General features: G+C 58.7%; 18 protein-coding genes and 1 pseudogene. 12 read left to right on the top strand and 7 right to left on the bottom strand.

Annotation, left to right across the window (positions count from 1 at the left end):
• Positions 1-128: 128 nt before the first annotated feature.
• Positions 129-1,622 (bottom strand): aldehyde dehydrogenase, encoded by a 1,494-nt coding sequence (locus ACQ4OB_RS22015; RefSeq protein ID WP_074871942.1) that lies wholly within the window; start codon positions 1,620-1,622, stop codon positions 129-131.
• 237 nt (positions 1,623-1,859) lie between these two features.
• Here ACQ4OB_RS22015 and ACQ4OB_RS22010 point away from each other — a divergent pair, with 237 nt between their 5' ends.
• Entirely contained in the window at positions 1,860-2,222 is a 363-nt protein-coding gene (locus ACQ4OB_RS22010) for a cupin domain-containing protein (RefSeq protein WP_076029296.1), read from the top strand.
• 185 nt (positions 2,223-2,407) lie between these two features.
• A complete protein-coding gene (locus tag ACQ4OB_RS22005; protein ID WP_074871946.1) occupies positions 2,408-2,692 on the top strand; it encodes a hypothetical protein in 285 nt (94 codons plus the stop codon).
• 84 nt (positions 2,693-2,776) lie between these two features.
• On the opposite strand, the gene rpmG is transcribed toward ACQ4OB_RS22005, so the two are convergent.
• Positions 2,777-2,932, bottom strand: coding sequence for a 50S ribosomal protein L33 (rpmG, locus tag ACQ4OB_RS22000; RefSeq protein WP_008150173.1), 156 nt, complete (start codon positions 2,930-2,932; stop codon positions 2,777-2,779).
• Between the two features lie 11 nt (positions 2,933-2,943).
• Positions 2,944-3,177 carry a 50S ribosomal protein L28 gene (gene rpmB / locus ACQ4OB_RS21995; RefSeq protein ID WP_007894701.1) on the bottom strand — a complete coding sequence of 78 codons (234 nt, stop codon included), beginning with the start codon at positions 3,175-3,177 and terminating at the stop codon, positions 2,944-2,946.
• Between the two features lie 445 nt (positions 3,178-3,622).
• Between rpmB and ACQ4OB_RS21990 the strand changes: the two genes are divergently transcribed.
• Positions 3,623-5,209 (top strand): ABC transporter substrate-binding protein, encoded by a 1,587-nt coding sequence (locus tag ACQ4OB_RS21990; protein WP_430956438.1) that lies wholly within the window; start codon positions 3,623-3,625, stop codon positions 5,207-5,209.
• 127 nt (positions 5,210-5,336) lie between these two features.
• On the opposite strand, the gene radC is transcribed toward ACQ4OB_RS21990, so the two are convergent.
• Positions 5,337-6,011 (bottom strand): RadC family protein, encoded by a 675-nt coding sequence (radC, locus tag ACQ4OB_RS21985; protein WP_074871949.1) that lies wholly within the window; start codon positions 6,009-6,011, stop codon positions 5,337-5,339.
• 136 nt (positions 6,012-6,147) lie between these two features.
• Here radC and coaBC point away from each other — a divergent pair, with 136 nt between their 5' ends.
• The 7 genes and pseudogenes from coaBC to ACQ4OB_RS21950 all read left to right on the top strand — a co-directional run bounded on the left by coaBC (position 6,148) and on the right by ACQ4OB_RS21950 (position 11,840).
• On the top strand, positions 6,148-7,356 hold the full coding sequence (gene coaBC, locus ACQ4OB_RS21980; protein ID WP_074871951.1) for a bifunctional phosphopantothenoylcysteine decarboxylase/phosphopantothenate--cysteine ligase CoaBC: 1,209 nt from the start codon (positions 6,148-6,150) through the stop codon (positions 7,354-7,356).
• Between the two features lie 5 nt (positions 7,357-7,361).
• Complete coding sequence (gene dut, locus ACQ4OB_RS21975) at positions 7,362-7,817, top strand: dUTP diphosphatase (RefSeq protein ID WP_007894692.1); 456 nt, start codon at positions 7,362-7,364, stop codon at positions 7,815-7,817.
• Positions 7,818-8,167: 350 nt separating this feature from the next.
• A pseudogene (locus ACQ4OB_RS21970) lies at positions 8,168-9,544 on the top strand (phosphomannomutase/phosphoglucomutase); the annotation flags it as partial.
• A 25-nt stretch (positions 9,545-9,569) separates the two neighbouring features.
• Positions 9,570-10,475, top strand: a complete 906-nt coding sequence (gene argB / locus ACQ4OB_RS21965; protein WP_074871956.1) for an acetylglutamate kinase — start codon at positions 9,570-9,572, stop codon at positions 10,473-10,475.
• 191 nt (positions 10,476-10,666) lie between these two features.
• Positions 10,667-10,879, top strand: a complete 213-nt coding sequence (locus ACQ4OB_RS21960; RefSeq protein WP_074871958.1) for a hypothetical protein — start codon at positions 10,667-10,669, stop codon at positions 10,877-10,879.
• A gap of 18 nt (positions 10,880-10,897) precedes the next feature.
• Positions 10,898-11,470: a hypothetical protein gene (locus ACQ4OB_RS21955; RefSeq protein WP_430956437.1), complete on the top strand. Its 573-nt coding sequence runs from the start codon at positions 10,898-10,900 to the stop codon at positions 11,468-11,470.
• A complete protein-coding gene (locus ACQ4OB_RS21950) occupies positions 11,457-11,840 on the top strand; it encodes a hypothetical protein (RefSeq protein WP_074871962.1) in 384 nt (127 codons plus the stop codon). Before ACQ4OB_RS21955 ends, ACQ4OB_RS21950 begins: the two co-directional genes overlap by 14 nt.
• A 157-nt stretch (positions 11,841-11,997) precedes the next feature.
• Here ACQ4OB_RS21950 and pyrE read toward each other — a convergent pair whose 3' ends face one another.
• Positions 11,998-12,642, bottom strand: coding sequence for an orotate phosphoribosyltransferase (gene pyrE, locus ACQ4OB_RS21945; RefSeq protein ID WP_074871964.1), 645 nt, complete (start codon positions 12,640-12,642; stop codon positions 11,998-12,000).
• 82 nt (positions 12,643-12,724) lie between these two features.
• On the opposite strand from pyrE, the gene ACQ4OB_RS21940 reads away from it, so the two are divergent.
• A complete protein-coding gene (locus ACQ4OB_RS21940) occupies positions 12,725-13,504 on the top strand; it encodes an exodeoxyribonuclease III (protein ID WP_007934608.1) in 780 nt (259 codons plus the stop codon).
• Positions 13,505-13,685: 181 nt separating this feature from the next.
• Here the strand turns inward: ACQ4OB_RS21940 and ACQ4OB_RS21935 are convergent, their stop codons facing one another.
• Together ACQ4OB_RS21935 and rph are read right to left on the bottom strand one after the other, a co-directional pair.
• Entirely contained in the window at positions 13,686-14,054 is a 369-nt protein-coding gene (locus ACQ4OB_RS21935) for a DUF4870 domain-containing protein (RefSeq protein ID WP_074871966.1), read from the bottom strand.
• 28 nt (positions 14,055-14,082) lie between these two features.
• On the bottom strand, positions 14,083-14,805 hold the full coding sequence (rph, locus tag ACQ4OB_RS21930; RefSeq protein ID WP_074871968.1) for a ribonuclease PH: 723 nt from the start codon (positions 14,803-14,805) through the stop codon (positions 14,083-14,085).
• A gap of 269 nt (positions 14,806-15,074) precedes the next feature.
• Here rph and ACQ4OB_RS21925 point away from each other — a divergent pair, with 269 nt between their 5' ends.
• On the top strand, positions 15,075-15,938 hold the full coding sequence (locus tag ACQ4OB_RS21925; RefSeq protein WP_008150145.1) for a YicC/YloC family endoribonuclease: 864 nt from the start codon (positions 15,075-15,077) through the stop codon (positions 15,936-15,938).
• The last annotated feature ends 9 nt before the right edge of the window (positions 15,939-15,947 follow it).

Below are 15,947 nucleotides of genomic sequence, written 5' to 3'. Positions count from 1 at the left end.
TTTTGAGGTGAGGGGACAACATTCAATGATGATGTCGCCTGACACACCGCAATCGCGAGCAGGCTCGCTCCCACACAGGATCTGCGTCGTTTGGGAGGCCTGTTACTGCGACAGGCCCCTTTAACGGCTTACAACTTGATCCAGGTCGCCTTCAGTTCGGTGTACTTGTCGAATGCATGCAACGACTTGTCGCGACCGTTGCCGGACTGTTTGAAGCCACCGAACGGCGCCGTCATGTCGCCACCGTCATACTGGTTAACCCACACGCTACCAGCGCGCAGTGCCTTGGCGGTCAGGTGGGCCTTGGAAATATCCTTGGTCCACACCGCTGCGGCCAAGCCGTAAGGGGTGTCGTTGGCAATCGCAATGGCTTCTTCGGCGGTATCGAACGTGATCACCGACAGCACTGGGCCGAAGATTTCTTCCTGAGCGATTTTCATCGCGTTGCTGACACCGTCAAAAATCGTTGGCTCGACGTAAGTGCCACCGGTTTCCTGAAGAATGCGTTTGCCGCCCGCCACCAGTTTGGCGCCGTCGGTGTGGCCGGATTCGATGTAGGACAGCACCGTGTTCATCTGCTGGGTATCCACCAGCGCACCGACGTTGGTCGCCGGGTCCAGCGGGTTGCCCGGTTTCCAGGTTTTCAGCGCCTCGATCACCAGCGGCAGGAACTTGTCCTTGATCGAACGCTCCACCAGCAGGCGCGAGCCGGCCGTGCAGACTTCGCCCTGGTTGAAGGCGATGGCGCCAGCCGCCGATTCAGCGGCAGCTTGCAGGTCCGGCGCATCGGCGAACACGATGTTCGGGCTCTTGCCGCCGGCTTCAAGCCAGACGCGTTTCATGTTCGATTCGCCGGAGTAGATCAGCAGTTGCTTGGCGATCTTGGTCGAGCCGGTGAACACCAGGGTGTCCACGTCGTTATGCAGGGCCAGGGCCTTGCCGACGGTGTGGCCGTAGCCTGGCAATACGTTCAGCACGCCTTTCGGAATACCGGCTTCAACGGCCAGCGCAGCGATGCGGATGGCGGTCAGCGGGGATTTTTCGGACGGCTTGAGGATCACCGAGTTACCGGTGGACAGCGCCGGCCCGAGTTTCCAGCAGGCCATCATCAACGGGAAGTTCCACGGCACGATCGCGGCGACGACGCCGACCGGCTCGCGGGTTACCAGACCCAACTGGTCATGGGGCGTCGCGGCCACTTCGTCGTAGATCTTGTCGATGGCTTCACCGCTCCAGCTCAGGGCTTGCGCCGCGCCTGGAACGTCGATGTACAGGGAATCGCTGATCGGCTTGCCCATGTCCAGGGTTTCAAGCAGGGCTAGCTCTTCGGCGTGCTGTTTCAGCAGGCCGGCGAAACGGATCATGGTGGCTTTACGTTTGGTCGGCGCCAGGCGCGACCAGACGCCGGAATTGAAAGTGGCGCGGGCGTTTTCAACAGCACGTTGGGCATCGGCGGCGTCACAGCTGGCGATCTTGCCCAGCAGACGGCCATCGACCGGGCTGATGCACTCGAAGGTCTCGCTGGAGACGGCATCGGTATATTCGCCATTGAGGTAGGCGCGGCCTTCGATCTTCAAATCGCGAGCCCGTTGTTCCCAATCGGCACGAGTCAGGGTGGTCATACGAGTGTCCTCCTCTTATTGAATACGAGCGCCCGCGGTCTTCGCGGACGGTCTCAGGAATTCTGCCCAGCCAGCCTGTTTTTTCGGCCCAAGGCAACTGCCACCCTAAACCAGCGGCAGGGGAAGTTTCAATATATTTGACAAAAGGCTGGCAAACGGCCTTGCGATGTTCATTTTAATAAACATAGACTTTGGGCTTTCCAGTCACTTGCGCCGCAATTACGGGGGATTACAACAATGAGCATCCAGGACATCGTCGATTTCAGCCAGGCCACCACCCAGCCCGAACGCTATCGGCCAGACCAGGCGAAAATCCTCAAGGGCGACCCCGAGCAAGCAGTGTACAACCACTACAACAGCCCTTGCGGTCAGTTGAACGCCGGCGTGTGGGAAGGTGCGATTGGTCAGTGGCTGGTGAACTTTACCGAGCATGAATACTGCGAAATCGTCCAGGGCGTGTCCGTGCTACGCGACAACGACGGCAACAGCAAGACCGTTCGGGCGGGCGACCGCTTCGTCATCCCGGCCGGGTTCCGAGGCACCTGGGAAGTGCTGGAGACGTGCCGCAAGATCTATGTGGCGTTTGAACAAAAGACCTGAGCAATTTGTTAAGGCATCAAAAAGGCCCATATCGCAAGATATGGGCCTTTTTTTTGCTTGGCTGCACGGCCAGATGCCAAGTGAAATAGGTAATTACCGCACTCAATCACTGATCTTGCCGGATGCTGTTCTCGCTCCCGAATAAAGTAGCCTCACCGTCATCACTCACAAGGAAGTGAATCAACATGAAAAATTTTCTCACCACTGGCCTGCTGGCAGGTCTTTTCCTGGCCGTCACGCTGACGTCGGCGCATGCGAACGAACCGGAACAGTCAGCGCAGCGATGCGATGCACGGAGGGTCACGTACCTCATCGGCGAATACCTGTCTCGGTCCGTTCGCGATGAGGCCTTCAGGGAGTCACGGGCGACCAGCATTAAAGTCAACTCTCGCGACCTGGACCCTGACAACAATCGCCTGCAAATCAGGACCGATATAAACCTGGATATTATTGCCATTTACTGCGGTTGATCATTCGCAGGCCCCACTATTGGGGGCAACAAAAAAGGCCCGTATCTCGCGATACGGGCCTTTTTCGTAAGAGGGAAAAATCAATTACTTGATTTTGCCTTCTTTGTACATCACGTGCTTGCGAACGCGCGGGTCGAACATGCGCTTTTCGAGCTTGTCCGGAGTAGTACGCTTGTTCTTGTCGGTAGTGTAGAAGTGACCAGTACCGGCGCTAGAAATCATTCGAATCAATTCACGCATGATTAGCTCCCTTAGATCTTGCCAGCTTTGCGAATTTCGGCCAGCACGACAGTAATGCCACGCTTGTCGATGATACGCATGCCTTTGGCAGATACGCGCAGACGCACGAAACGTTTCTCTTCTTCAACCCAGAAGCGGTGATGCTGCAGGTTCGGCAGGAAACGACGACGGGTTTTGTTGTTTGCGTGGGAAATGTTATTCCCAGTCACCGGACCCTTACCGGTAACTTGACATACTCTCGACATGCCTCAGCCCTCTAAAACCACATGCCCAACCCGGCATGGGTTGGCCGCTTAATCTCTCAGTCATTTGGCGCCAGGCGCCGCGTTTCTTTAGAGGTCTTACCGGCTACACCTACAGTGAAGGAACCGGGCCCCTAGAAAAGAGCGCTGCTTTATACCAGAAAGACTGGAGAGCAACAACATTCCGTGTGCGCGGACTTGGTAAATTCCCCATTTTTCACGCGCAGAGCGCCTTGGATAAAGGCTGTCGTCGATTAAGACCGCTCGTCGCAGAGAATCGGCCAACCGACCGATTCCGGGTTTTCCTCGGCCCGCATCACCGAAAACAAGCGCACATAGTCCACTTAAATTGAAAAAGGAGATAGTCATTTGCAAAAGAGCCCACTAGGGTAAGCCTTTTCCAGACTGCACTTGCAGATGGGCCTTCGATCTGTAAAGGAATCCGACCATGCGCCTCGCTGCCCTACCGCTATTGCTCGCCCCTCTTCTGCTGAGCCCGTTGGCTCATGCCGCCGCTCTGAGCGTTTGCACTGAGGCAAGCCCGGAAGGGTTCGACGTGGTGCAATACAACTCGCTGACCACCACCAACGCTTCGGCCGACGTGCTGATGAACCGTCTGGTGGACTTCGATACCGCCAGTGGCAAGGTGGTCGCCAGCCTCGCGGACAGCTGGGAAGTCACACCCGATGGCCTGACGTATGTGTTCAAGCTTCACCCACAGGTGAAATTCCAACGCACCGAGTACTTCAATCCCTCGCGAGACCTGACCGCCGAAGACGTGAAATTCAGCTTCGACCGCATGCTCGACCCGGCCAACCCATGGCACAAGGTCGCCCAGAGCGGCTTCCCGCACGCCCAGTCGATGCAGTTGCCGGCATTGATCAAGAAGATCGACGCACTGGACCCGCTGACCATACGGTTCACCCTCGACCACCCGGATTCGACTTTCCTCGCGACCCTGAGCATGGGCTTCGCCTCGATCTACTCCGCCGAATATGCCGACAAACTGATGAAGGCCGGCACCCCGGAGAAGCTCAACAGCCAGCCGATCGGCAGCGGTCCGTTCATCTTTACGCGTTTCCAGAAAGACGCCTCGATTCGCTACAAGGCCAACCCGGATTACTTCCGTGGCAAGCCTTCGGTGGACCCGCTGATTTTCGCCATTACCCCCGACGCCAACGTGCGGCTGCAGAAATTGCGCCGCAACGAATGCCAGATCGCCCTGTCGCCCAAGCCTCTGGACGTACAGGCAGCGCTGAAAGAACCGACCCTGAAAGTGGAAAAGACTGACGCCTTCATGACCGCGTTCGTTGGCATCAACAGCCAGCATCCGCCGCTGGACAAGCCTGAAGTGCGCCAGGCCATCAACCTCGCCTTCGACAAGACCAACTACGTCAAAGCCGTGTTCGAAGACACCGCCGAACCTGCCAACGGTCCATACCCGCCGAACACCTGGAGCTATGCCAAAGGCCTGCCGGGTTACTCGCACGACGTCGAAAAAGCCAAAGCACTGATGGCGAAGGCCGGGCTCAAGGACGGTTTCAAGACCACCATCTGGACCCGCCCTTCTGGCAGCCTGCTCAACCCGAATCCGAGCCTCAGCGCGCAAATGCTGCAATCGGACCTCGCGGAAATCGGCATTCAGGCGGAAATTCGGGTGATCGAATGGGGCGAGCTGATTCGCCGCGCCAAGGCCGGTGAACACGATCTGTTGTTCATGGGCTGGGCGGGCGACAACGGCGACCCGGACAACTTCCTCACGCCGCAGTTTTCCTGCGCCGCGGTCAAGTCCGGCACCAACTTCGCGCGCTACTGCAACCAGGACCTGGACAAGCTGATCAGCGCCGGCAAGACCACCGGCGAGCAAGGTGTGCGCACCAAGCTCTACGAACAGGCCCAGGCACAGATCCAGCAGCAGGCGCTGTGGCTGCCGCTGGCCCACCCGACCGCCTTCGCACTGACGCGCAAGGATGTGCAGGGCTACCAGGTCAGTCCGTTTGGCCGGCAGGACTACTCGAAGGTCAACCTAAAGTAATCCGCCCCCCTTGTAGGAGCGAGCCTGCTCGCGATTGCCGAGTGCCAGTCACCGAATAGTTTGACTGACACGACGCCATCGCGAGCAGGCTCGCTCCCACATGGGCTCGCTTAATCCGCCCTTCCACTTACATCCAGCCGTACTCGGCCATGGACAGCGGATCACCGTCCCCGACGATGAAATGATCGAGTACTCGCACATCGATCAGGTCCAGCGCCTCTTGCAGGCGTTTGGTCAGCACTCGGTCGGCCTGGCTGGGATTGGAATTTCCCGACGGATGGTTATGACAGAGGATCAACGCTGCGGCGTTGTGGGCCAATGCGCGTTTAACCACTTGTCTCGGATAGACACTCGTACTGTCGATGGACCCGCGAAACAGCACTTCAAAGGTCAGCACTTGATGCCTGGAATCCAAAAAAAGACAGCCGAACACCTCGTGAGGCTCATGGCGCAGCATTGACTTGAGGTAATCACGAACCGCCTGCGGGTTTTCCAGCGCGTTTTTTTGGCGCGCACGTTCGGCCAAATGCCGCCGGCTCATTTCCTGGACCGCTTGCAACTGAGCGAATTTCGCCGGCCCCAGCCCCAACTGCCTGCTGAACGCCTCCTGATCGGCCTCAAGCAATGAACGCAGGCTGCCAAACTGATTCAACAGGTGCCGCGCCAGATCTACCGCGCTTTTACCCGACACACCCGTTCGTAAAAAAATCGCCAACAGCTCGGCGTCCGAAAGGCTCCCCGAGCCCAACTCAAGCAACCTCTCCCGCGGCCGTTCCGCCGCTGGCCAATCGCGAATACTCATAGCACCTCCCTGGTCTGTGGGCGCCGCTGTTCCGTTGCGGTCGCTGTGATATCGTAGCCCATCTTTTTTGCGGGCGATTTCATCCCTGGGGAGGGGGTATCGCCATGCAGTCATCAACGAAATGAAAGGCAGACCTATGCAGCGGCTGTATCGGAAACGCATCGTTCTGGGCGTCGGCGGCGGCATCGCTGCCTACAAGAGCGCCGACCTGGTTCGCCGCCTGATCGACCAGGGCGCCGAAGTGCGCGTGGTCATGACCCGCGGCGGCAGCGAGTTCATCACACCGTTGACCATGCAGGCCTTGTCCGGGCATCCGGTCCACCTCGATTTGCTCGACCCGGCGGCCGAAGCTGCCATGGGCCACATTGAGCTGGCCAAATGGGCCGACCTGGTGCTGATCGCCCCCGCCACCGCGGATCTCATTGCCCGCCTGGCCCAAGGCATTGCCGACGACCTGCTGACCACGCTGGTGCTGGCCACCGACGCCGTGGTCGCCGTTGCCCCGGCGATGAACCAGGCCATGTGGCGCGACCCGGCCACCCAGGCCAACCTGCAAACCCTCGAAAGCCGCGGCCTGAAAAGCTTCGGCCCAGCCTCCGGCAGCCAGGCCTGCGGCGACGTCGGCATGGGTCGCATGCTCGAAGCCACCGACCTCGCCCAATGTGCGGCGGACTGCTTCCAGCGTCAGGCGCTGACCGGCAAACACGTGCTGATCACCGCGGGTCCGACCCAGGAAAACATCGACCCGGTGCGCTACATCACCAACCACAGCTCCGGAAAAATGGGCTTTGCCCTGGCCGAAGCCGCGGTGGAAGCCGGCGCCCGCGTAACGCTGATTACGGGGCCGGTGCACCTGCCGACCCCGGATCGCGTCACGCGTATCGACGTGGTCAGCGCCCGCGACATGCTCGCCGCTTGCGAAGCCGCAATCCCTTGCGACCTGTTCATCGCCTCGGCTGCGGTCGCGGACTACCGGCCGGAAGTCGTCGCCCCACAGAAACTCAAGAAAGACCCTACGAACGGCGACGGCTTGTTGCTACAGATGGTGCGTAACCCAGACATTTTGGCCACCATTGCCACTCGCCCCGACCGTCCGTTCAGTGTCGGCTTCGCCGCCGAAACCGAACATTTGCTCGATTACGCTGCGCGCAAGTTGAAAGACAAGAACCTCGATTTGATCGTCGCCAACGACGTCGCCAACCCGAGCATTGGCTTCAACAGCGAAGAAAACGCCTGCAGCGTGATCGACCGCCAGCTACACGCCACACTTTTCGCCCAGACCAGCAAGAGCAAAATCGCTCGCCAGCTGATCACTTTTATCGCCGAACGTCTGAACCAGGTTTAATTTACATGCACGCTTTGCAAGCCAAGATCCTCGACCCACGCATCGGTACCGAATTCCCGCTGCCGCAATACGCCACGCCAGGCTCCGCCGGCCTCGACCTGCGCGCCATGCTGGAAAAAGACACCGTCATCAAACCGGGCGAAACCCTGCTCATCCCTACCGGCCTGTCCGTCTACATTGGCGATCCGGGCTTGGCGGCACTGATTCTGCCGCGCTCGGGCCTTGGCCATAAGCACGGCATCGTGCTGGGCAACCTGGTTGGCCTGATCGACTCCGATTACCAGGGCCCACTGATGGTGTCGTGCTGGAACCGTGGCCAGACCGACTTCAACATGGTGGTAGGCGAACGCCTGGCACAATTGGTGCTAGTGCCGGTGGTTCAAGCGCATTTTGAAATGGTTGAAGAGTTCGTCGAAACCCAGCGCGGCACGGGCGGGTTCGGCCACTCCGGCAGCCACTGATCCGAAAGATGGCAACCCTGTGGCGAGGGGCTTGCCCCCGTTGGGCAGCGAAGCGGCCCCAAACTCTGTGAGTCATAACCGATTTTTGTGAGTGCTACGCACTCAAGCGGGAGCAAGCTCCCTCGTCACAAATTGCACAGACGTCATCTGAAAGGTATATCACTGAAAATCAAGGCATTGGCCGCTCCATTACACGCTGATGTCGGGGTCATGGCCTTTTCACACCACGAACTCTCGGTGGAAAACACCGTCATACCCTTCAGTTTGAGCCTGCCGACGAGTTTTTCGCCGGCAGGTCCAGCCACTTTCGAGATGGAGCATTCCTACAGATGAGCACCCCAGTCCAAGTCGCACCCAAGTTCCCTGACAGCATCTTCCGCGCCTACGACATTCGCGGCACCGTCCCGGAATTCTTGAACGCTGAAACCGCTTATTGGCTCGGTCGCGCCATCGGCTCCCAGAGCCTGGCCCAGGACGAACCGAACGTTTCAGTCGGCCGCGACGGTCGCCTGTCCGGTCCGGAACTGGTCGAACAGCTGATCAAAGGCCTCGCCGACAGCGGTTGCCACGTCAGCGACGTCGGCCTGGTGCCAACGCCTGCGCTGTACTACGCCGCCAACGTGCTGGCCGGCAAATCCGGCGTGATGCTCACCGGCAGCCACAACCCGTCGAACTACAACGGCTTCAAAATCGTCATCGCTGGCGACACCCTGGCCAACGAACAGATCCAGGCCCTGCACGAACGCCTCAAGACCAACAACCTGAGCAGCGGCAAGGGCAGCATCACCCAGGTCGAGATCCTCGACCGCTACAACACCGAAATCGTCCAGGACATCAAACTGGCTCGTCGCCTCAAAGTCGTGGTCGATTGCGGCAACGGCGCGGCCGGCGTGATCGCCCCGCAACTGATCGAAGCCCTGAACTGCGAAGTCATCCCGTTGTTCTGTGACGTCGACGGCAACTTCCCGAATCACCACCCGGACCCGGGCAAGCCTGAAAACCTGGTCGACCTGATCGCCAAGGTCAAGGAAACCAACGCCGACCTGGGCCTGGCTTTCGACGGCGACGGCGACCGCGTCGGCGTGGTGACCAACACCGGCAGCATCGTCTACCCCGACCGCCTGCTGATGCTGTTCGCCCGTGACGTGCTGGCGCGCAACGCAGACGCGGAGATCATCTTCGACGTCAAATGCACCCGTCGTCTGACACCGCTGATCAAGGAATACGGCGGCCGTCCACTAATGTGGAAGACCGGTCACTCGTTGATCAAAAAGAAAATGAAACAGACTGGCGCGCTGTTGGCCGGCGAAATGAGCGGGCACATCTTCTTCAAGGAACGCTGGTTCGGTTTCGACGACGGCATTTACAGCGCCGCGCGCCTGCTGGAGATCCTCAGCAAGGAAAAATCCACCGCGGAAGAGCTGTTTGCGACCTTCCCGAACGATATTTCTACGCCGGAAATCAATATCCATGTGACCGAAGAGAGCAAATTCAGCATCATTGATGCTCTGCACGACGCGAAGTGGGGCGAAGGCGCCGACCTGACCACCATTGACGGCGTGCGAGTCGACTACGCCAAAGGCTGGGGCCTGGTGCGCGCCTCCAACACCACACCGGTGCTGGTGCTGCGCTTCGAGGCCGATGACGAGGCTGAATTGCAACGCATCAAGGACGTTTTCAAAGTCCAGTTGAAGCGTGTTGCCCCCGATCTCCAATTACCGTTTTGATTTTCTGAAGCACCCGGAGCCCTGAATGACCCTCGAACGCGAAGCCGCCGCCAACACCGCCAAGGTCCTGTCCGAAGCGCTGCCTTACATTCGCCGCTATGTCGGCAAGACGCTGGTGATCAAATACGGCGGCAACGCGATGGAGAGCGAGGAGCTGAAAACCGGCTTCGCCCGCGACATCGTGCTGATGAAAGCCGTCGGCATCAACCCGGTGGTGGTTCACGGCGGCGGCCCGCAAATCGGCGACCTGCTCAAGCGCCTGTCGATCGAGAGCCACTTCATCGATGGCATGCGCGTGACTGACGCGCAAACCATGGACGTGGTGGAAATGGTCCTCGGCGGCCAGGTCAACAAGGACATCGTCAACCTGATCAACCGTCATGGCGGCAGCGCCATCGGCCTGACCGGTAAAGATGCCGAGCTGATTCGCGCGAAAAAGCTCACCGTGACCCGCCAGACGCCGGAGATGACTCAACCGGAAATCATCGACATCGGCCAGGTCGGTGAAGTGGTCGGGATCAACACCGACTTGCTGAACCTGCTGGTCAAAGGTGACTTCATCCCGGTGATCGCGCCAATCGGTGTCGGTTCCAACGGCGAGTCGTACAACATCAACGCTGACCTGGTGGCCGGTAAAGTCGCCGAAGCGCTGAAAGCTGAAAAGCTGATGCTGCTGACCAACATCGCCGGCCTGATGGACAAGTCGGGCACGGTTCTGACCGGTCTGACGACTCAACAGGTCGACGACCTGATCGCCGATGGCACCATCTACGGCGGCATGCTGCCGAAGATTCGTTGCGCGCTGGAAGCGGTTCAAGGCGGTGTGGGCAGCTCGTTGATCATCGACGGCCGGGTGCCGAACGCGATTCTTCTGGAAATCTTCACCGATACCGGTGTGGGTACCTTGATCAGCAATCGCAAGCGTCCCTGATTGATAAAGCCTTAAAAGATCGCAGGCTTCGGCAGCACCTACGGATGTACGAATATTCCGTAGGAGCTGACGAAGTCTGCGATCTTTTTTATGCGCGCAGGAAATGTCTGACTTGATTAAGCGAAACGTCCGACATCCAACTAGCATTCGTCCGCCTAGGATCTTCCCTGTATCCACAGGAGATCTTCCCCATGAAAAAAGACCACGTTCCCTACGGCAGTGATGTTTCAGCCGGCACTTACGAGTGCGCAGACTGCGGGCGCGAATACACCAATCAGTCAAAGACTTCGCTCCCGCCGTGTCCAGACTTCAAACCCAGCACCCACGTACTCAATGGCTGGAATATCCTGACCGGCCAGGGTGACGCCGTGGCAGATCCGTATCCAAACAAGCCTTCCAAGTAATCCCGAGGGGGCTGAAAAATGCAGATCTCGTTCACGATCGACGCCCAGGCTTTCGAGCAGGAGCAGAAGGAGCCGGTCAAAAAGACCCTGAAGATTTCCGACCACGAAATCGCCCACGCCCTGCAGCGAATCGCCAAGGCGAGCCTGACCGAATACTTGAAAATGCTGGTTGAAGGCGGGATGCCGAGTCGGGCCGATGAAGCGAAGCAGGATCGCCTGCTATATCTGATTCAAAGCTACTTCGGGCAGACATTGCCGACCGAATCTCAGATATCTACGATTTTTCAGCTGACCCAGAGCCAAAGCAAAACCCTGCTGAAAAACACGGTTTCGCGCTTTCGCAATCAGCCGGACGAAATCCTTCAACACAGCATGAGGGCCGTGATTGAGACGGCAGAGCATGCGCAGGCGGTTTATCTGGTCGTGATCAGCTCCGACGTCATCCGTGATGAGCTGAACATGCTGATTACCCAGAACGAGCCGACTTTCAAACCCATTACAAAACGCAAAGGCAGCGCCGGGCAGTTCGAAATCAGTGAAGATTCCCACGCGCTGTTATGCCTGACACTGGGCCTGAATGCCGTTCAGTGACATCGTCGCGGTCAGTGGATTGCTGCTGACCCTGACCACCTTCATGTTCAACCTGGCCTGGCCAAGGTTGCATGAAGCGTTGGAACTGGATGAAAAACAACCAGGTCCACTCGCCAGAAAACGCAGCCGGAAAACAGTAATGAACGCTTTGTTCGGCCGCGCTCTACCGCTGACGGCCGCCTTCATGGCGCTGTTTTACGTCAATTTCCCTGCCGCCGTGAGGATCATGGGAAGCAGCACGCTGGATCTGTGGGATTTCGATGTGGATCGCACGCTCTACGTGCTAGTCGTCCTGGCGCTGCTGGTGTTTGCGCTGTTCAATCTGGGATTGGCATTCAAACTGATAGGGAAATGGCGAAGACTGCACTGACAAAAAAAGACCCCGTTCAGCCAGTCTGAGCGAGGTCTTTTTTTGCCTGCGATCCCTGTAGGAGCGAGCCTGCTCGCGATAGCGGTCTTTCAGTCACATCAACTTTGAATGTAAAGACCTCATCGCGAGCAGGCTCGCTCCCACAGGGGGATTGTGGTCAGACGCCGAACTGGGCGCGGTAGGCTTCAACCGCTGGCAGGTGCTGCTTGAGCTGCGGGTCATCCGCCAGGAATTCCAGCACCTGGTTCAGCGAAACAATGCTGATCACCGGAATGCCGAAGTCACGCTCCACTTCCTGGATGGCCGACAACTCACCGTTGCCACGCTCCTGACGGTTCAAGGCGATCAACACGCCCGCCGCCTTGGCGCCGTTCTGGGAAGCGATGATCTGCATCACCTCGCGGATGGCGGTGCCAGCGGTGATCACGTCGTCGATGATCAGCACGTCGCCGGTCAACGGTGCGCCGACCAGACTGCCGCCCTCGCCGTGAGCCTTCGCTTCCTTGCGGTTGAAGCACCATGGCAAATCACGGTCATGATGCTCGGCCAGGGCCACTGCGGTGGTCGCCGCCAAAGGGATGCCTTTGTAGGCCGGACCGAATAAAACGTCGAACGAAATACCGCTCTCGACGATGGCTGCCGCGTAGAAACGCCCCAGCTGCGCAAGGGCCTTCCCTGAGTTGAACAGGCCGGCATTGAAGAAGTAAGGACTGGTGCGTCCGGACTTCAGGGTGAACTCGCCGAAGCGCAAAACGCCGCGATCGATGGCAAAACGAATGAAATCGCGCTGATACGCTTGCATGAAAAAAACCCCAAATACCACGGATTTAGCTAATTAGGTTGACGCCGTGTATCATACACGCACGCGATTTTTGGGGCCATTTATGCGGATCATCAGTGTGAACGTCAATGGTATTCAGGCTGCAGTGGAGCGAGGGTTGCTCAGTTGGCTGCAAGCACAGAATGCCGACGTCATCTGCCTGCAGGACACCCGCGCCTCCGCCTTTGAACTGGACGATCCAGCCTTCCAACTGGATGGCTACTTCCTTTATGCCTGCGAAGCCGAAGTTCCCGCCCAAGGTGGCGTGGCTTTGTATTCGCGGCTGCAACCGAAGGCAGTCATCAGCGGTCTCGGCTTCGAGACGGCCGACCGCTACGGGCGCTACCTGCAAGCCGATTTCGACAAGGTCAGCATCGCGACCTTACTGCTCCCTTCGGGGCAAAATGGCGATGAAGACTTGAACCAGAAGTTCAAGCTAATGGACGATTTCGCCCGTTATCTGGATAAACAGCGACGCAAACGTCGCGAGTACATTTACTGTGGCTCGCTGTACGTGGCGCAACAGAAGCTGGATATCAAGAACTGGCGCGACAGCCAGCAATCCCCGGGCTTCCTGGCACCTGAACGTGCCTGGATGGACGAGATTGTCGGCAACATGGGCTATGTCGATGCCCTGCGTGAAGTCAGCCGCGAAGGCGACCAGTACAGCTGGTGGCCGGATAACGAACAGGCTGAAATGCTCAACCTCGGTTGGCGTTTCGACTATCAGTTACTGACACCAGGCTTGCGTCGCTTCGTTCGTAGCGCGCGCCTGCCTCGTCAGCCACGGTTCTCGCAACATGCACCGCTGATCGTGGACTACGACTGGACGCTGACTATCTAAGCGTCGTTTCGCAGATGCAAAAAAGCCGACATCGCTGTCGGCTTTTTTGTGCACGCTGATTTCTGGCTCTTGGTAGGAGTGAGCCTGCTCGCGATAGCGGTAGACCAGTCACATTAATGTTGAATGTGAATGCCTCATCGCGAGCAGGCTCGCTCCCACAGGGGGACCTGTGTTGCGTGGCTTACTTGATCAACCGCCAAGTGAACGGATACCGGTAAGGCACCCCTTCATTGGCTTTCACCCCGGCAATGATTGTCAGCACCAGTGCACCAATCGCGACAAGACCAAACAGGAAGAACCCGACGATCACCAGCATCAGCAGGAAGCAGATGGCGGAGGCAATGGCGACGGTGATCTGAAAGTTCAGCGCCTCCTTGCCTTGAGCATCAACAAAGGGGTCCATCTCGCGCTTCATCTGCCAGAGAATCAGCGGGCCGATCAGCGTACCGAACGGAATCCAGATCCCCAGCAAGGCGGACAGGTGACAAAACATTGCCCACTGCCGAACCTCTTTGCTCGGTGTGGGAAGCAGCTGTTGCTCGTCACTCATAGCGTCCTCCTTGCGTGGAATAGTCCGATCAGTCAGCCAGTGCAGCCTTTTGCAGCTCGAAGATTTCCGTCATGCCTTTCTTCGCCAACTCAAGCATAGCGTTCAGTTCTTCTGGCTGGAACGGAGCGCCTTCGGCAGTACCCTGGACTTCGATGAAGCCGCCTGTGCTGGTCATCACCACGTTCAGGTCGGTCTCGGCGGCCGAGTCTTCCAGGTAGTCGAGGTCGAGTACCGGCTCGCCCTGGTACATGCCCACCGATACGGCAGCAATCATTTGCTTCAGCGGGTCGCCGCCTTTCAGGCCGCCGCGCTTCTTGATCACTTTCAAGGCATCGACCAGTGCAACCATGGCGCCGGTGATGGACGCGGTGCGGGTGCCGCCGTCAGCCTGGATCACATCGCAATCGACGTACAGGGTGACGTCGCCCAGCTTGGACATGTCCAGCGCAGCGCGCAGGGAACGACCGATCAGACGCTGGATTTCCAGGGTGCGGCCGCCTTGCTTGCCGCGGCTCGCTTCACGCTGGTTACGCTCGCCAGTGGCGCGCGGCAGCATGCCGTATTCAGCGGTCAACCAGCCTTGGCCCTGACCTTTAAGGAAACGCGGCACGCCGTTCTCGACGCTGACGGTGCAGATGACTTTGGTATCACCGAACTCGACCAGTACGGATCCCTCGGCGTGTTTGGTGTAGTTGCGGGTAATGCGGATCGAGCGGAGCTGATCGGCAGCGCGACCACTTGGACGTTTCATAGGGAATACCTGTACGGGGGACGGAAAACTGCGGAGCATTATAGAGCCGCAGGGCCACGAGTGGGCACTTCTAAAAAATCCCCCGACGACTGAAGGCCCGCAATAGCGCTTTACCGACGGCCTGCAGCCCTTTGTCACTTCGTGTGTTTGGGCGCATTCGCCCCACTGCGCTACAATCCTGCGCCTTTGCTGCCTCTGGGCTTAAATTCATATAGATCAGGCCTGCGAAACCTTTGGTAACGCATGGACCTGCATTGCGAGGTACCTCCATGGTGCACAGCATGACCGCCTTCGCCCGCGTCGAGAAAGCCGGCGCCCAAGGCACCCTTAGCTGGGAACTGCGCTCGGTCAACAGCCGTTACCTGGAGCCGCACTTGCGTCTGCCGGAGTCCTTTCGCGACCTCGAAGGCGCAGTCCGCGAAGCCCTGCGCCAAGGAATCTCCCGGGGCAAGCTCGAATGCACCTTGCGCTTCACCGAAGAAAATACCGACAAACCCCTGCAAGTGGACCGCGAGCGCGCCGCACAACTGGTCGCCGCCGCAGAGACCATCGCCGGCCTGATCAAAAATCCGGCCGCGCTGAACCCGCTGGAAGTCCTGGCCTGGCCTGGCGTGCTGGTGGGCGATGCGACCGACCCGCAAGCCCTGAATGCCGAAGCCCTGGCGCTGTTCAACGAAGGCCTGAAAGAACTCAAGGCCGGCCGCGAGCGCGAAGGCGCGGAGCTGGCGCGGTTGATCAACGATCGCCTGACCTCCATTGAGGAAGACGTGGTGACCCTGCGCGAACTGGTGCCGCAGATGCTTGCCACCCAGCGCCAGAAGGTCCTCGACCGCTTCGCCGACATGAAGGCCGAGATGGACCCGCAGCGGCTGGAGCAGGAAATGGTCATGCTCGCGCAAAAGAGCGACGTCGCCGAAGAACTGGATCGCCTGAGCACTCACATCATCGAAGTTCGCCGGGTACTCAAATCCGGTGGCGCTGCCGGTCGGCGCCTGGACTTCCTGATGCAAGAGCTCAACCGCGAAGCCAACACACTGGGCTCCAAAGCCTTCGACCCGCGCAGCACCCAGGCGGCGGTCAACCTCAAAGTGTTGATCGAGCAGATGCGCGAACAAGTGCAGAATATTGAGTAAGGCAAACCC

The organism is Pseudomonas sp. ES4 (genome assembly GCF_050586665.1).
GTDB lineage: Bacteria > Pseudomonadota > Gammaproteobacteria > Pseudomonadales > Pseudomonadaceae > Aquipseudomonas > Aquipseudomonas frederiksbergensis.
Note: the sequence above shows the minus strand (reverse complement) of the source record. Positions and strands in the feature narration are given on the sequence as shown.

What these genes read in the sequence shown, in the direction of transcription:
- rph (WP_074871968.1), bottom strand. Translation starts at nt 14,805, where the DNA reads ATGAAACGTCCAAGTGGTCGCGCTGCCGATCAGCTCCGCTCGATCCGC.
- rpmB (WP_007894701.1), bottom strand. Translation starts at nt 3,177, where the DNA reads ATGTCGAGAGTATGTCAAGTTACCGGTAAGGGTCCGGTGACTGGGAAT.
- ACQ4OB_RS22010 (WP_076029296.1), top strand. Translation starts at nt 1,860, where the DNA reads ATGAGCATCCAGGACATCGTCGATTTCAGCCAGGCCACCACCCAGCCC.
- ACQ4OB_RS21925 (WP_008150145.1), top strand. Translation starts at nt 15,075, where the DNA reads ATGGTGCACAGCATGACCGCCTTCGCCCGCGTCGAGAAAGCCGGCGCC.
- ACQ4OB_RS21990 (WP_430956438.1), top strand. Translation starts at nt 3,623, where the DNA reads ATGCGCCTCGCTGCCCTACCGCTATTGCTCGCCCCTCTTCTGCTGAGC.
- ACQ4OB_RS21960 (WP_074871958.1), top strand. Translation starts at nt 10,667, where the DNA reads ATGAAAAAAGACCACGTTCCCTACGGCAGTGATGTTTCAGCCGGCACT.
- ACQ4OB_RS21955 (WP_430956437.1), top strand. Translation starts at nt 10,898, where the DNA reads ATGCAGATCTCGTTCACGATCGACGCCCAGGCTTTCGAGCAGGAGCAG.
- ACQ4OB_RS22005 (WP_074871946.1), top strand. Translation starts at nt 2,408, where the DNA reads ATGAAAAATTTTCTCACCACTGGCCTGCTGGCAGGTCTTTTCCTGGCC.
- ACQ4OB_RS21935 (WP_074871966.1), bottom strand. Translation starts at nt 14,054, where the DNA reads ATGAGTGACGAGCAACAGCTGCTTCCCACACCGAGCAAAGAGGTTCGG.
- ACQ4OB_RS21950 (WP_074871962.1), top strand. Translation starts at nt 11,457, where the DNA reads ATGCCGTTCAGTGACATCGTCGCGGTCAGTGGATTGCTGCTGACCCTG.
- ACQ4OB_RS22015 (WP_074871942.1), bottom strand. Translation starts at nt 1,622, where the DNA reads ATGACCACCCTGACTCGTGCCGATTGGGAACAACGGGCTCGCGATTTG.
- argB (WP_074871956.1), top strand. Translation starts at nt 9,570, where the DNA reads ATGACCCTCGAACGCGAAGCCGCCGCCAACACCGCCAAGGTCCTGTCC.
- dut (WP_007894692.1), top strand. Translation starts at nt 7,362, where the DNA reads ATGCACGCTTTGCAAGCCAAGATCCTCGACCCACGCATCGGTACCGAA.
- radC (WP_074871949.1), bottom strand. Translation starts at nt 6,011, where the DNA reads ATGAGTATTCGCGATTGGCCAGCGGCGGAACGGCCGCGGGAGAGGTTG.
- coaBC (WP_074871951.1), top strand. Translation starts at nt 6,148, where the DNA reads ATGCAGCGGCTGTATCGGAAACGCATCGTTCTGGGCGTCGGCGGCGGC.
- ACQ4OB_RS21940 (WP_007934608.1), top strand. Translation starts at nt 12,725, where the DNA reads ATGCGGATCATCAGTGTGAACGTCAATGGTATTCAGGCTGCAGTGGAG.
- rpmG (WP_008150173.1), bottom strand. Translation starts at nt 2,932, where the DNA reads ATGCGTGAATTGATTCGAATGATTTCTAGCGCCGGTACTGGTCACTTC.
- pyrE (WP_074871964.1), bottom strand. Translation starts at nt 12,642, where the DNA reads ATGCAAGCGTATCAGCGCGATTTCATTCGTTTTGCCATCGATCGCGGC.